This is a genomic window from Segatella maculosa OT 289 (genome assembly GCF_000243015.1).
GTDB lineage: Bacteria > Bacteroidota > Bacteroidia > Bacteroidales > Bacteroidaceae > Prevotella > Prevotella maculosa.
Map to the genome: position 1 here is coordinate 404,997 of NZ_JH594501.1, position 14,574 is coordinate 419,570.

Sequence of the window (14,574 nt, forward strand, 5' to 3'; positions counted from 1 at the left end):
GTTCCTGCATGCCGCCGGCAGTCTTACCGGCCCGAAAGGTGGGTCTCGTTGTCGTCCAAAGTGTGAAAGATCGCTTGTCTTGTTCGGCCCGAGGCCGATGGTAAAGGGCTGCGGAACGGGTCTACAGTGCCCTGTGTCGGCTGATGCTTATAGCTGTCCTTGCCTCCTGATACCGTCATTCTTATCGGAGAGATACTTGGCATTGCGAATTATCACCATGGTGAGACGAATTTATCTGCATGCAGAGAAATATTTATCACCATGGTGAGAAATATTTATCACCGTGGTGAGACAAATTTATCTGCACGCTGATAATTCGATACATCAAGTATCTTGGCCCCTTGCATCAGCCTTATTCGATGACGGTATTCCTATAAGGACGACCGAAGCCGGCCCGTTAGGAAGAGGACGACGGGTGCTTTTGGCCCGCGATGCTCAGGGTTTGCGCTTGAAACTCCAGCCCCAACCTTCGCCCGAGCCGGGCGTCGTGGGAGCCTTTTGCAGCTGCCAAAGCACCAGTTCGTCGTCGGTGAGCTTCTTGATTTGGTAGACGCCCGTGGCCGCAGCGGCCGAGTTGGTGCAGGCAGCATTGTGGTCGAGAATGAAAGGGTTCTTCACCGTGAGCGTCATCTTCTCGGTGTCGAGAATGAAAGTGCCCTTCACGCCGGCGTCTCCTGCCACATGATGATAGGTGAAGTTGATGCCGCCGTCGAGGTCGAACGTCATTTCGCCGTTGATGTCGGGCGTGATGCGGTCGCACTGTCCCCAACTTGCCGAGGGCATCCAGTTGTCGGGATAGTTCACGAGGTCGCCCGTCGTCTGGTAACAGTAGTCGGGCGAGCCGGTCAAGGGGTTGGTGTTATAGACCCACGTGCGTCCTGCTCCGCCGCCCGTCAGCTCTTTCCACACGGGTTTGTTGGCTATGGTGGGGTCGGTCTTCGCCACCTTGTAAGTGGTTTCGGCCGAGGTTTCCTGCGCACCTTCGCCGTATATGGTCACGCCCACGGTGTAGGTGCCGGCAAAGGGATAGTAGGAAGTGGCGGAGTTTGCGCCGGGTGCGATGGTCTGTCCGTTGCCCATGTCCCAGTGGAAGATGTAACCTCGGTCGGCCTTTGCCGTGAACACGGGGTTATAGGGGTCGGTAGCCTTCGTCTCGATGCGTGCGTTCGCAGGTCCGGGGCCCATTTCTCGCGTCTCCATCTGCTGCGGTTCGCAGGCTGCCAGCAGCGTGATAAGGGCGGCAGCCGGGTAGATATGCTTTTTCATTGTCGTTTGGTTTTAAGTTGATGTGCGTCAATAAGGGTTCTGTTTCAAGTTGGGATTGAGGTTGATTTCCTTCTGCGGTATCGGGAAGTAACGCTTGCTGTCGGTGTAGCCCTCCATGAGCGAGCCGCGTCCCGTGCGCACCAAGTCCCAATAGCGGTGACTCTCCAAGGCAAGCTCCACACGTCGTTCGTGATAGACGGCTTTGAGCGGGTCGGCCTTGTAGGGACTTTCGCCCAATCCCACTCTTGCCCGCACGCGGTTGAGCGGTGTCTGCCAGTCGCTGTTGTTGTGAACGGCGGCCTCGGCCTGCCACAGGAGCACGTCGGCAAAGCGAACGACGCGCACGTTGAGGCTGGCAGCGTCGGTCATATCAGGCCGTTGGCTCTTGGGTAGCGTGCCTTTGCGCTTACAGTAGCCGATGCGCGGTGCATCGGGGTTGTGAACGGGGTCGTAGTTGGTGTAGATGGTCTCCTCGTCTGCCGTCCCTTGCCAGAGCACGTCGCCGTTTTTGATGATGGTCCACTCGCGTCGGATGTCTCCCGGCTCGAACTCATCGTACAGACTCTGCGTGGGTTGGTCGAAGCCCCAGCCGCCATTGCGGTCGTCGCGGCTGCGCTGATAGATTTCGAGCATGCTTCCTTCGTTCTCGTCGCCCCACTGCGTCATCTTGAAGTCCTTGAGTTGAATGTCGAACACCGACTCGATGCCGTTATCGGTGGCTATCGTGAAGAGGTCGCCGTAGTTGGGTTGCAGGTCATAGTCGCCCGAAGCCACGATTGCTTTGGCCTGCGCTTCGGCCGGTTTCCACTTGGCTTGGAAGATATAAGCCTTGGTGAGGAAGGCCGCAGCTGCTCCCCATGTGGCCCGTCCGAGCTCTGTAGCCGGCATGGCCTTCTTGTGTGGCAGTCCTTCCATGGCTGCCTTGAAGTCGTTTTCTACGAAGGTCCAGCACTGTTCCAGTGTGTTTCTTGGGCCTTTGTATTCGGAAGGGGCGAGGATATGGTCTACGATGGGCACGGCACCGAATACCTTTATCAGGCAGAAGTAGTAGTAACCGCGCATGAAACGAGCCTCGGCTATGAAGCGTTTGCGCACGTCTTCCTTGACGGCCGTGTTGTCTTTGAGGCCTTCAATCAGTCGGTTGGCGCGGTTGATGCCCTCATAGTTCTGCTCCCACACGGTGGAAAGCGTTGCCATTTCGGGTGTGGCACGGAAGTGTTCGAGGTCATAAATCTGCGGTTGGTCGCTGTCGCCGCCTCCGCCTTTCGTGGCATCGTCGGACACAACGTCGCCGATGGCCCAGTCAAGAGACTGAATATATTCCATCCAACCGGCCGGATCGTAGATGCCGACCAATGCACTATAGGCGGTTTGCTCGCCGGAGAAGAACGTATGTTGGTCGATGCTCGGCACGTCGGTGTCCAAAAAGCCTTCGCACGAGGTGAAGCCAAGGAGTGCAAACGAGAGCACGTAGGTTAAATATCTTTTCATTGCTGTGTTGTTTTAGATTGTTTTGTTGTGTTGCATGACGTATTCTCCTTTAGAAGGTCACGTTCAATCCGATGCTGTACAGGCGTGGCATGGGATAATAGCCGCGGTCTACACCGATATCCAACGGATCTTCGCCGCCTTTCATGCCGATTTCGGGGTCGAGTCCCGTGTATTTCGTGAAGGTATAAAGGTTCTGTGCGTTGAGATAGACGCGGGCCGACTTGATACCTGCCTTTGCCGTGAGTGCGGCGGGCACGGTATAGCCGAGCTGTACCATCTTGATGCGTAGGTAAGAGCCGTCTTCCAGGTAGCGATCGGACTGGAGAATGGAGTTGTTGGCGTCCAATCCTCCCAAGCGAGGATAGCGGGCGTCGGTCTGTGTTCCCTCTCCTCTCCAACGCTTTGTCATGTCGCGGGAGTAGTTGTAGGTGAGGTTTTGCGTCGAACGGGTATAGGTTGACGGGCCGTTATAAATCTTGTTGCCATAGACACCTTGCAGGGCTACGCTCAAATCGAAGCCTTTATAGCTCACGGCACCGTTGACGGAGTAGCTGAACTTGGGTAGCGGACTTCCCAAATAAGTGTAGTTCTCGCTGCTGAAAAGGTTCTCCTTGTTCACTAATTTGTATCGTACATCACCCGGAGCAACGTTCTTCTGTGCCGTCTGTGCATGCACTTCGTCCCAGTTTTGGAACAGTCCGTCGGTCTTCAGTCCGTAGAACTGTGCGATAGGTTTGCCCACTGCGGTGCGCGTAAGATGTACCGTATTCATGAAAGAAGCTCCTTCGATGTAGGCATTGTTAGCTCCCAAACTGAGCACACGGTTCTGAATTGTGGTGAAGTTTGCCCCGACGGAGTAGCCCACAGGGTGGTCGTAGTTCTTATATTGCAGCGAAATCTCCAAGCCACGGTTGCGCATCTTGCCTGCATTCTGGAAAGGCGGCTCGCTGATTCCCGTCTGTCCGGGAACGGGAACACGCAGCAACATGTCGCTTGTCACCTTGTTGAAGAACTCTATTGTGCCGCTGAGCTTGCTGTTGAAGAAGCCAAAGTCGAGCCCGATGTTCGTCGTTGTGGTCTTTTCCCACTTCAGTTCAGGGTTGCCGGTGCTGTTGAAGCTGAAGCCCGGTGCAAAGGTTCCGCCGAACAGATAGTTGGAACCGGCGGAGGCAAACGTGGCATATGAATAGGCATCGACACTGCCTTCGTTACCGATTTGTCCCCAACCTAAGCGGAGTTTCAGGTTGTTCAGCACCTTTACTTTCTTCATAAAAGGTTCCTCGGTGATGCGCCATCCGACAGAAACAGAGGGGAACGTGCCCCATCGATGCCCTCTTACGAACTTCGAAGAACCGTCCATTCGCACGTTAGCCGTCAGGAGATAGCGTTCCAAGAAGTTGTAGTTTAGGCGGGCAAAGCCCGAAGCCTGTTTACTTTCCGTGGTCATTCCTTGGGCCGCAGCAGCGTTGTCTTTCGTGCGGGCATTGTCGATATGCATCACACGTGGGTCGTTACTGGGAACGTCTTTCGCTGAAGCTTGGAGCTTTCTGTAGGTGACGGCATACGTTTCGCAGCCCAACATAGCCGAGAACGTGTGCTCTTTCAGCTTCTTGTCGTAGGTCAACGTGTTGGTGAACTGTCTCACATAAGTGCTGTAGGTGTAGTTTGTCAGCGAGTTCACATTGGGATTCTGCTGTGCAGAGAACACGTAATAAACCGGTATGTAGCTTGAAAATTCGTTGTTGGTATACTCGGTTGAGTAGGCAGAACGGAACTTGAAGTTCTTTAAGAAATTGATTTCTCCATAGATATTTGCCAGCACCCGGTAGGCGGTATTCTTAGGATTGTTGTACTCGATGGTTGCCAACGGGTTCCAAATGTCGCTGAACGTGGACTTTGTGAAGCTGCCGTCCTCATTGCGGATGGGTGTAATCGGGTCGCGGGTATAGGTGGTCATGATAGGACTTGTCCACTCGTCGTTCTCAATTCCACCTTTGTGGTTCGTACGAATCAGTGTGATGTTCTCGCCGACCGTGAGCCATGAGTTGGCCTTGAAGTCGCCGTTGGCACGCAAGGTGACGCGATCAAAGGTCGTCTTCTTGATGATTCCGTCTTGACTAAAGCCGTTCAAGCTTAAGAAATACGTTCCTTTTTCGTTGCCACCTGATATGGATAGGTCGGCATTCTTCACCGGTGCATCTTTGTGAAGAATGGCATCGAAGTAGTCAACCGTGGGCAATGTGCGCGTATCCTCTATGAGTGTGCCACCGCCAAGGCCTGCCGACATCTCGTTTCGTAGCATGCCCCACGTCGGACCGTCGCACATATTGTTCGACTTCCACACGTTCTGAACGCCATAATAGGCTGACAGATTGATGGTGGCCTTGCCCGTATTACCTTTCTTTGTGGTGATGATGATGACGCCGTTTGCACCGCGCGAGCCGTAGATAGCCGTGGCCGAAGCGTCTTTCAGTACCTGAACCGACTCGATGTCGCCCGTATTTAAGAAGTTGATATCACCCACCATCATGCCGTCGACCACGAATAACGGATCGGAATCATTCAGTGTTCCGATGCCTCGCACGCGTACCGTGATACCCGAACCGGGCGACCCTGAGAAGCTCGTCACGTCAACTCCGGCCACTTGTCCCTGCAAAGCATGGCTCAATGTCGATGCCGAAAGTTTATTCACCTCTTTCATATCCACTACGGAAATGGCTCCCGTGAGGTCTTCTTTCTTCTGTGTTCCGTAACCAACGACGACAACCTCGCCCACAGAATTGGCTATTTCCGAGAGCGAAATACTCAACCGGCTCTTTCCCACCACGCTTACGTGCTTGGGAGAGTAGCCTATATAAGAGAAAGATAGCGTGGAGTCATTGGGCAGAACCTTGATGACAAACTTCCCGTTCAGGTCGGTCGTCACCCCCGTTCCACTCTTTGGAGAGCGCACGGTTACGCCTATTAGCGGCTCACTTGTTTCGGCATCCAATACAACGCCTGCGATTGTCCGTTCTCCTCCAGTCTGTCCTATTATATAAATAGGTATAAAGGAGAGCATGAACAACATCAAGAATCTCATTCTTTTTGGTCTCATAGCAGTAATGATATTAATGTATATAGGTTATTTTCAATCACAAAGATAATAAAAAGAAAGCAAACGAAATTCATTTGCTTGTATTTTATCTGTTAATTAACATTATTTACATAGATAAACCACTATTGTTAATATGTATGAGTTGTTAAATAATGATGCTAAATCCATTTATGCGACTCGTTGTCGGAACAATTTCTCTATGTAAAACAAACTTAAAAAACCACGGAATATTCATTATTTTACATAATAATGGGGAGGAATAGCGGTCTATTTGCGGAATTCTACTTAAATTTGCAGGCAAGAACCTGTGAGACAGGGTGTCTCTTCGGGATTAAACAACATAAAATCGTGTGAATGAAAAGGAAGCTATTATCTTCAGTACTGCTGTTTTCAGCTGTTTTTGTTTTTACATCATGCTTGAAAAGTAACGATGACGACCAGACAAACTATGCTGATACGGCCATTACGGCTTTCTCTCTGAACACACTGAAACAAACCAAACACGTCAAGACGAAAGCTGGAAAGGACTCCACTTATCAGGACAAACTGACGGCAAGTGGCTATAAATTCTATATCGACCAACTCAAGCACGAAATCTATAATGTTGATTCTTTGCCCTATGGTACCGATGCACGAAAGGTATTGTGCACGATTTCGGCAAAGAACGGCGGTACGGTTGTTTATAAAAGTCTTACGTCTGACACACTTCACTACTATACAACGAAAGATTCTGTCGACTTCTCTAAGCCGCGGGAATTCCGTGTTTACAATCGTGAAGGAGCCTATTGCAGTTACAAGGTGACGGTAAACGTCAGAAAAGTGGCCGAAGGCGTGTTCGCTTGGCATCGCGTCAGTGCGCAAGATGCACGTCTGGGTGCCCTTACGGCAATGAAAGCCGTGGCCTTGAACAGCAAAGTCTACGTGATGGGAAACGAAGGAAGCACGGTCAAACTCTATGCTACGGCCGACAATAACATAGCCGGTTGGCAGCAATTGGCCCCAAATGTAACGCTCGACGGGCAGGCTTACGCCAACTTGATGGCGCTGAATGGCTATCTTTATACCTATAGCAATGGCCGTGTACTGCGCAGTCAAGACGGTATTACATGGGAGCATAGGGGCAATGTCGCGCTGAAACAATTGGCCGGTGGCTACAACAATATTATATATGGTGTCACCGAAGGAAGCGTTCTTCTGTCTGAAGATGGTGGAACTACATGGAAGAGTGATGCCATGGGCGCCGAAACGGGCTATCTACCCACGCAGAACGTGCGCTTGTTCGGCTTTGATTCAAAAGTGAACGCCGGTGTTTACAACCTCGTGTTGACAGGTATTCGCCCGTCAAACTATGTCGATGACAGTGGTATGGTGTGGGGGCGATTGCTTGGAACGAATGACAACACGCAGACATGGAACTACTACGGACAAGGCTTTTCGCCCTATCAGACTCCGCGACTCACCAATCTGCAAGTAGTTAAGGTGGGCAGTCAGTTGTTAGCTTTCGGTGGTGTAGGTCTCGGAGGCTACAAGGCAAAGGCCTTTGCACAGTTCCATTATAGTGTGGATAAGGGTGTTACGTGGCGGAAAAACGACAGCTATTCGTTGCCGAAGAACTTTGAAAGCGATGCAACATCGTTTGCCATGACCGTCGATGAACACCACAATCTGTGGCTGATAGCCGGAAAGAGCGGGCGTGTTTGGAAGGGAAACCTTGCCGGAATGCTTGCAAAAGAATAACAGACCGAGATGCGAAAGGTGACGCTCTTGCTGCTGCTGATGGCTTCAACGCTTGGAATCAATGCACAAACCGACGATGAATACCTGATGGAAGTAGGCGGAGGCATGGGGCTCATGGGCTATCTGGGCGACTATAATGGGTCGTTGACGCGTGGCCTGCAGCCGATGGTGACACTGATGGTGCGCCGTAATATGAATGCTTATATGTCATTTCGGCTTGCAGTTTCGATGGGAAGGCTGAAAGGAGACGAAAGGAATGCCGGCACGTATTATCCACTCATGGGCGGTACGGCTTATGCTTTCAACCGTTCGGTGACCGATGTGGGCCTGACATATGAATATAACTTCTGGCCTTATGGCACGGGCAACGACTATTATGGAGCCAAACGACTGACTCCTTTCGTCTTCATCGGAGTGGGCGGAACGTATGTCAGTGGGGCGGAAAAAGTCTTTACGGCGAATGTTCCCCTTGGTCTTGGCTTTAAATATAAAATAGGTGAACGCATGAATGTTGGACTTGACTGGGCCATGCACTTCTCGTTGAGCGACAAACTCGACGGAAGGAAAGACCCTTACGGCATTCCTTCGACGGGAATATTCAAGAACACCGACTGCTATTCCGTGCTGCAACTGACGTTGACTTACAGCTTCATGCCTAAATGTTCAACTTGCAATAAAGATTAAAAAAGAATATGGACACTTCATTGGATATGACACGGATACCCGAACACATTGCCATCATTATGGATGGCAACGGGCGTTGGGCCTCAGAAAAAGGGCAACCGCGCAGCTACGGCCATCAGGCTGGGGTCGATGCCGTGCGTCGTATCACATCGGAAGCCACACGGTTGGGTGTCAAGTTCCTTACGCTCTACACCTTCTCCACCGAGAATTGGAGCCGACCGGCTGACGAAATAAGTGCTTTGATGGGGCTTGTGCTGACCTCACTTGAAGACGAAATATTCATGAAGAACAATGTGCGCTTCCGTGTTATCGGCGAGGTGAAGCGTCTGCCCGACGACGTTCAGCAGAAACTTCGCGAGACCGAGGAGCATACGGCAGGCAATACGGCCATGACAATGGTGGTGGCTCTGAGCTATAGTGCACGTTGGGAAATCACACAGGCAATGAAAGACATCATCGCTGCGCACGAAATGGGCGCTAAAACCCCATCTCATCGGCCTCTTTTGCCGGCAGATATCACGGAAGAACTCATTGCCAAGCATCTGCAAACCAACTTTATGCCCGATCCCGACCTGCTGATCAGAACGGGTGGAGAGCTGCGCATCAGCAACTACCTACTGTGGCAAATTGCCTATTCCGAGCTGTATTTCTGTGATACCTATTGGCCCGACTTCAGTGAGGCAGACCTTCGGATGGCTATTCTGAGCTATCAGAACCGGCAACGTAGGTTTGGAAAGACCGAGGCACAGGTGGAAGCCGAGGCAACCGAATAGTAATAAAGCGTTGAAACATCTTTGATAATGAACCCTATAAAGAAAGTTTTTTTCATATTGGCAGCGGGAATCACTTATGGAGTGCCTGCTTTTGCGCAGGATAAGATACTCTTTCCCGATATATCCTACGCCGGAACACCACGCTCATGTATCATCGGAGGCATCAATATCTCGGGGGTTGAGGGCTATGAGGACTATATGTTGTCGGGCATTTCCGGCTTGCAAGTGGGACAGGAAATCACGGTTCCGGGAACAGACATTACCAATGCGGTGAAGCGTTATTGGCGTCATGGTCTCTTTTCCGATGTCCGTATTTCGGCCGACTCCATCGTCGGGCGAAAGATTTATCTGCATATTGCCCTGAAAACGCGGCCACGTGTCTCCACAATCAACTACGAAGGACTGAAGAAGAGCGAGCGCGAAGACATGGAAAACAAGTTAGGACTGCTCAAAGGTTCGCAGATTACGCCTAACATGATTGACCGTGCAAAGATTTTAGCCAAGAAATATTTCGACGATAAAGGCTTCAAGAACGCAGAAATCACCATCAACCAGCGTGACGATGTGGCTAACAAAGGCCACGTAATCCTTGATGTTATTGTCGACAAGAAGCAGAAGATGAAGGTGCGCAGCATCATCATTGAGGGGAACAATGCCCTGAAACTTTCAAAGATAAAGGGCGGATTCTTAAAGAAAGGAGCCTTTGCTAAGACGCACGAGGCTGGAAAACTCGGCTCGTTCCTCAAAGCAAAGAAGTTTACCCCCGAACGTTGGGCGACGGACAAAAAGAACTTAATCGAGAAATACAATGAATATGGCTACCGCGATGCCGTCATTCTGAAAGACAGTGTGTGGAATGCCGACCCGAAACATGTCAATATCTATCTGAAAGTCGATGAAGGTCGGAAATACTACCTGCGCAACATCACTTGGGTGGGCAATACAGTCTACTCAACGCAGCAGCTGAACCATATCTTGGGAATGAACAAGGGCGATGTCTACAATCAGAAATTGCTCGAAAAACGCGTTTCAAGGGACGAAGATGCAGCCGCTAACCTCTATTACAATAATGGTTATGTGTTCTCAAGCATCAGTCCGACCGAGGTAAACATCGACGGTGACTCGATAGACCTTGAGATGCGCGTCACTGAAGGGCCGCAAGCCTATCTGAGTCACGTACGAATTAATGGCAACACACGCCTGTATGAGAATGTAATCCGTCGAGAACTGCGCACCAAACCGGGCGACCTTTTCTCACGAGAAGCCTTGATGCGCTCGCTACGTGAGATACAATCCATGGGACATTTCGACCCAGAGAAGAGTAGTCAGCCTGATGTGAAGCCTAATCCCGAGGACGGAACGGTCGATATCACCTATAATTTGGAGCAGAAAAGCAACGACCAGATTGAATTTTCCTTGGGTTGGGGACAGACTGGTGTCATTGGTAAGATTGGTTTGAAGCTCAACAACTTCTCCATGGCCAATCTTTTCAAAAAGAATAAGGAGCATCGTGGCATCATGCCTATCGGTGATGGCGAGGTGTTGAGCCTCGGTGCACAAACCAACGGTACCTATTATCAGAGCTATAATGCCAGCTATTCCACCAATTGGTTTGGTGGCAAGCGGCCTAATCAGTTCAGTATCGGTCTCTATTTCAGCAAGATGACCGACGTTTCGAGCAGTTATTACAACGATGCCTACCGTCAGAACTATCTGAATTCCTATTATGGCGGCTATGGTTACGGCTATGGCAACTATAACAACAATTATTACGAGAACTATTACGACCCCGACACCTACATGCGCATGTATGGTATCAGCTTGGGTTGGGGAAAACGGTTGCGTTGGCCTGACGACTACTTCGTGCTTTCGGCACAGTTGGCTTATCAACGCTATGAGTTAAAGAATTGGAAATACTTCCTGATGACCAACGGAATAGCCAACAACCTGAACTTGAGCATCTCTTTGAGCCGCACGTCAACGGACAACCCGCTCTTCCCACGCCGTGGTTCGGAGTTCACGGCCAGCGTTACGGTCACTCCGCCATGGAGTGTATGGAGCCATAAGGACTATAAGAACCTTGCCGTGAACCCTTATTCGCCCACCTATTCGGCCGAACAGCAGGAGAAATATCGCTGGGTGGAGTATCATAAGTGGAAGTTTAAGGCCCGCACCTATACCGCGCTTAGTGGCGGACAGAAGTGCTTCGTGCTGATGACCCGCATCGAAATGGGTTTGTTGGGCAGCTATAACAAGTATAAGAAGACGCCGTTCGAGACCTATTATGTGGGTGGTGACGGTATGAGTGGCTCTTCTTCGAGCTATGCCGACGAGACAATCGGACTGCGAGGCTACGACAACGGTTCGCTGGCTTATAATGGTTATGCCTACGACCGCTTCTCTTTGGAGCTTCGTTATCCGTTCCTCTTGGGCAACACCACTATCTATGGTCTTGGATTTGTTGAAGCTGGTAACGCTTGGTCAGACACGAAGTATTTCAATCCGTTCGATATGAAGCGCAGTGCCGGCCTTGGTGTGCGCATCTATCTGCCGATGGTGGGTCTGATGGGCATCGATTGGGCCTACGGTTTCGATAAGGACAACGTGAACAACAAGAAAGGCGGAAGCCAATTCCACTTCATCTTGGGACAAGAATTCTAATGAGAGTTGACGAGTTGATAGTAACCGGGTAAACAAGTGAACAGATTGACGAGTCAATGGTAATGTTTATAAAAAGAATAATGGTTGACAACGTGTTCGAATGGACAAGCCATTTGCCTGTTCGTTCACTCCTTTCTCTCGGAAGGAATGGGCTGGGTGCGTCCTCTCATCCGCTTGTCTGCCAGTAAACTAAATATAAATGGATATGGAAAAGAAGATTTTAAGAAAGGTACTAAGGTTTGTTTTACCTTTTTATCTTTTTACCTTTTTACCTTTATCTGCCTCTGCGCAGAAGTTCGCATTGATCGATATGGAGTACATTCTGAAGAATGTTCCGGCCTATGAACGTGCCAATGAGCAGTTGAATCAGGTGAGCAAGAAGTGGCAAGCCGAGGTCGAAGCACTCAATACCGAGGCAAGCACGATGTATAAGAACTATCAGAACGAGTCGGTCTTCCTCTCACAAGAGCAGAAAAAGGCTAAACAAGAGCAGATTATGAACAAGGAAAAGGCTGCAGCCGACCTGAAAAAGAAATACTTCGGCCCCGAAGGTGAACTCTTCAAGAAGCGCGAAGCCCTCGTCAGTCCTATTCAAGAAGAGATTTACAACGCCGTGAAAGAAATCTCGGAGCTGCGCGGCTACAGTCTTGTTCTCGACCGTTCGAGCGACCAAGGCATCATCTTTGGCAGCCCGAGGATTGATATTTCCAATGAAGTGCTGCAAAAATTGGGCTACGGAAAGTAAGCAAAAAATAATTATACAACAACAAATAAAATTCAGAACAACATGAAGAAGATGATTTTAATGATGCTGATGTTTGCCCCTTTGGCAACATTTGCACAGAAGTTTGGCCACATCAACGCACAGGAAGTGATGTCGCAGATGCCCGAGTTTATCAAGGCTCGCGGCGAAATGGAAGCTAAAGCCAAGCAAATGGAGAACGATCTCAAGGCCATGCAGGACGAACTCCAGCGCAAGAGTCAGGAGTATGACAAGAACAAGTCTACGATGAACGCTACCAAACAGCAGGAAACGGAAGCCGAACTCAACACTCTTTACCAGAAGTATCAGCAGGCTTTGCAAGACAACCAGCAGACACTGTCCAAAGAACAGCAGGAGAAGATGCAGCCCATCACGACAAAGCTGGTCAATGCCATTAAGGAAGTGGGCAAAACCGGTGGCTATGTCTACATTATGGACGTAAGTTCAGGTATTCCTTACATCAGCGACACCCTGAGCAAAGACGTTACTGCCGAGGTAAAGACGCAACTCAACAAACTGAAGTAATTCACGATACAGAACAATAGTGGTGGGGGCGGAATTCTTTTCCGTCCCTCTTTGCACTTTACAGGGGTTTTGCTCCCTCGTCATTCAACATTCTTTTAATTTCAAACCAAATTTTATAGCGATGAAAAAGCTATTCCTGTTGCTCGCATTCACGGCACTGACGCTCTCTGCCAATGCACAAACACCTTTGAAATACGGCTATTTCAGCTTTTCAGAAGCATTGAAAGCCATGCCCGCCTATGCGGTTGCCGAGCGCAATATGGCCGACCTTCGGGCCAAATATGCCGAAGAAGGCAAGCGCGTTGAGGACGAATTCAACAAGAAATACGAGCAGTTTCTTGACGGACAGCGCGACTTTGCACCGTCGATATTGCAGAAACGGCAAGCCGAACTGCAAGAGATGATGGAGAAAAACGTGGCTTTCAAGACCGAGTCACAACGGCTGTTGGCACAGGCCGAGGCCGACAGTAAGGCCTCATTGAAGGTACGTTTGCGTGCCATTGTGGCAAGGATAGGTGCCGACCGCGGCTATGCTTTCATTCTCAACACCGACAATGATGCCGTTCCCTACGTCAATAATGTCGTCGGCGAGGACATCAATGCCTTGGTGAAAGACGCAGTAAGAAAGTAAAATGACGCCATTTCCCAAGCTACCCGGCCCCATCGGTGTGTTCGATTCGGGCTATGGTGGACTGACCATCCTGCATGGTATCCGCCAATTATTGCCCATGTATGATTACGTTTACTTGGGAGATAACGCCCGTGCACCCTATGGTACGCGCTCGTTCGACGTGGTTTATCAGTTCACCCGGCAGGCCGTGATGAAGCTTTTCGAGATGGGTTGCCACCTTGTTATCCTCGGTTGCAACACCGCTTCGGCCAAGGCTCTGCGCAGCATTCAGCGCAACGACCTGCCCGAACTTGACACTTCGCGCCGCGTTTTGGGTGTGATTCGTCCCACGGCAGAGGTCATTGGCACGCTCACAAAGAACAACCACGTGGGCCTTTTGGCCACCGAAGGCACCGTGAAAAGCCACAGCTACGACCTTGAAATCCGCAAACTGTGGCCCAAAATCAAGGTAACGGGCGTGGCATGTCCGTTCTGGGTGCCGTTGGTTGAGTACAACGAGGCTGACAGTCCCGGTGCCGATTACTTCGTCAAGAAGCGCATTGACGAGCTTATGCGGCGCGATCCCGACATCGATTCCATCATTCTGGGTTGCACACATTACCCCCTTCTGATGCCCAAAATCGTGAAATACGTGCGCCCGGGCGTGCGCATCATTCCGCAAGGTGAGTATGTTGCGGGCAGTCTCCAGGCCTATCTCGAACGTCATACGGACATCGTAGCGAAGCTCACCCGTGGCGGTTCGTGCCGTTATTTCACGACCGAGAGCCCCGAACGCTTTGAGGAAAGCGCCCGCATCTTCCTGCATGAGAAGGTGAAAGTGGAGCATGTGGAGCTGTGACAAGCCCTCTTGCCTCCCGCTTTCAAAGCCTGAGAATACCGATTTCCCCTTTTCGGAAATCAATGTCACTCCTATCGCAATTCAATATCAGCCATTTCATCGCCTAAT

12 protein-coding genes are annotated in these 14,574 nt (G+C 50.5%); 8 read left to right on the plus strand and 4 right to left on the minus strand.

Translation table 11 applies throughout. The features are described from left to right. Positions 1-23: 23 nt before the first annotated feature. The 4 genes from HMPREF9944_RS12925 to HMPREF9944_RS03735 all read right to left on the minus strand — a co-directional run bounded on the left by HMPREF9944_RS12925 (position 24) and on the right by HMPREF9944_RS03735 (position 5,854). Positions 24-179, minus strand: a complete 156-nt coding sequence (locus tag HMPREF9944_RS12925) for a hypothetical protein (protein ID WP_155814598.1) — start codon at positions 177-179, stop codon at positions 24-26. Positions 180-435: 256 nt separating this feature from the next. Continuing rightward, complete coding sequence (locus HMPREF9944_RS03725) at positions 436-1,266, minus strand: PKD domain-containing protein (RefSeq protein ID WP_008564541.1); 831 nt, start codon at positions 1,264-1,266, stop codon at positions 436-438. A gap of 27 nt (positions 1,267-1,293) precedes the next feature. Further along, entirely contained in the window at positions 1,294-2,757 is a 1,464-nt protein-coding gene (locus HMPREF9944_RS03730; RefSeq protein WP_008564542.1) for a RagB/SusD family nutrient uptake outer membrane protein, read from the minus strand. Between the two features lie 49 nt (positions 2,758-2,806). Further along, positions 2,807-5,854 (minus strand): SusC/RagA family TonB-linked outer membrane protein, encoded by a 3,048-nt coding sequence (locus HMPREF9944_RS03735; protein ID WP_244861107.1) that lies wholly within the window; start codon positions 5,852-5,854, stop codon positions 2,807-2,809. A 354-nt stretch (positions 5,855-6,208) separates the two neighbouring features. Here HMPREF9944_RS03735 and HMPREF9944_RS03740 point away from each other — a divergent pair, with 354 nt between their 5' ends. The 8 genes from HMPREF9944_RS03740 (at position 6,209) to murI (ending at position 14,466) form a co-directional block, all read left to right on the plus strand. Then, entirely contained in the window at positions 6,209-7,591 is a 1,383-nt protein-coding gene (locus HMPREF9944_RS03740) for a DUF6242 domain-containing protein (protein ID WP_008564544.1), read from the plus strand. A gap of 9 nt (positions 7,592-7,600) precedes the next feature. After that, positions 7,601-8,275, plus strand: a complete 675-nt coding sequence (gene porG, locus HMPREF9944_RS03745; protein WP_008564545.1) for a type IX secretion system protein PorG — start codon at positions 7,601-7,603, stop codon at positions 8,273-8,275. 8 nt (positions 8,276-8,283) lie between these two features. After that, complete coding sequence (locus tag HMPREF9944_RS03750; RefSeq protein ID WP_008564546.1) at positions 8,284-9,048, plus strand: isoprenyl transferase; 765 nt, start codon at positions 8,284-8,286, stop codon at positions 9,046-9,048. Between the two features lie 27 nt (positions 9,049-9,075). Next, positions 9,076-11,709: a BamA/OMP85 family outer membrane protein gene (locus tag HMPREF9944_RS03755; RefSeq protein WP_008564547.1), complete on the plus strand. Its 2,634-nt coding sequence runs from the start codon at positions 9,076-9,078 to the stop codon at positions 11,707-11,709. A gap of 205 nt (positions 11,710-11,914) precedes the next feature. Further along, positions 11,915-12,454: an OmpH family outer membrane protein gene (locus HMPREF9944_RS03760; RefSeq protein WP_008564548.1), complete on the plus strand. Its 540-nt coding sequence runs from the start codon at positions 11,915-11,917 to the stop codon at positions 12,452-12,454. A gap of 42 nt (positions 12,455-12,496) precedes the next feature. After that, the gene (locus tag HMPREF9944_RS03765; RefSeq protein ID WP_008564549.1) at positions 12,497-12,997 is read left to right on the plus strand and encodes an OmpH family outer membrane protein; all 501 of its coding nucleotides are present in this window, start codon (positions 12,497-12,499) and stop codon (positions 12,995-12,997) included. 121 nt (positions 12,998-13,118) lie between these two features. Further along, on the plus strand, positions 13,119-13,628 hold the full coding sequence (locus HMPREF9944_RS03770; RefSeq protein ID WP_008564552.1) for an OmpH family outer membrane protein: 510 nt from the start codon (positions 13,119-13,121) through the stop codon (positions 13,626-13,628). Between the two features lies 1 nt (position 13,629). Next, a complete protein-coding gene (gene murI / locus HMPREF9944_RS03775) occupies positions 13,630-14,466 on the plus strand; it encodes a glutamate racemase (protein WP_008564554.1) in 837 nt (278 codons plus the stop codon). The last annotated feature ends 108 nt before the right edge of the window (positions 14,467-14,574 follow it).

Bases quoted from the DNA above. Each gene is read 5' to 3' on its own strand.
- murI (WP_008564554.1), top strand. From the start codon at position 13,630: ATGACGCCATTTCCCAAGCTACCCGGCCCCATCGGTGTGTTCGATTCG.
- HMPREF9944_RS03760 (WP_008564548.1), top strand. From the start codon at position 11,915: ATGGAAAAGAAGATTTTAAGAAAGGTACTAAGGTTTGTTTTACCTTTT.
- HMPREF9944_RS03735 (WP_244861107.1), bottom strand. From the start codon at position 5,854: ATGAGACCAAAAAGAATGAGATTCTTGATGTTGTTCATGCTCTCCTTT.
- HMPREF9944_RS03770 (WP_008564552.1), top strand. From the start codon at position 13,119: ATGAAAAAGCTATTCCTGTTGCTCGCATTCACGGCACTGACGCTCTCT.
- HMPREF9944_RS03765 (WP_008564549.1), top strand. From the start codon at position 12,497: ATGAAGAAGATGATTTTAATGATGCTGATGTTTGCCCCTTTGGCAACA.
- HMPREF9944_RS12925 (WP_155814598.1), bottom strand. From the start codon at position 179: ATGACGGTATCAGGAGGCAAGGACAGCTATAAGCATCAGCCGACACAG.
- HMPREF9944_RS03730 (WP_008564542.1), bottom strand. From the start codon at position 2,757: ATGAAAAGATATTTAACCTACGTGCTCTCGTTTGCACTCCTTGGCTTC.
- HMPREF9944_RS03725 (WP_008564541.1), bottom strand. From the start codon at position 1,266: ATGAAAAAGCATATCTACCCGGCTGCCGCCCTTATCACGCTGCTGGCA.
- HMPREF9944_RS03750 (WP_008564546.1), top strand. From the start codon at position 8,284: ATGGACACTTCATTGGATATGACACGGATACCCGAACACATTGCCATC.
- porG (WP_008564545.1), top strand. From the start codon at position 7,601: ATGCGAAAGGTGACGCTCTTGCTGCTGCTGATGGCTTCAACGCTTGGA.
- HMPREF9944_RS03755 (WP_008564547.1), top strand. From the start codon at position 9,076: ATGAACCCTATAAAGAAAGTTTTTTTCATATTGGCAGCGGGAATCACT.
- HMPREF9944_RS03740 (WP_008564544.1), top strand. From the start codon at position 6,209: ATGAAAAGGAAGCTATTATCTTCAGTACTGCTGTTTTCAGCTGTTTTT.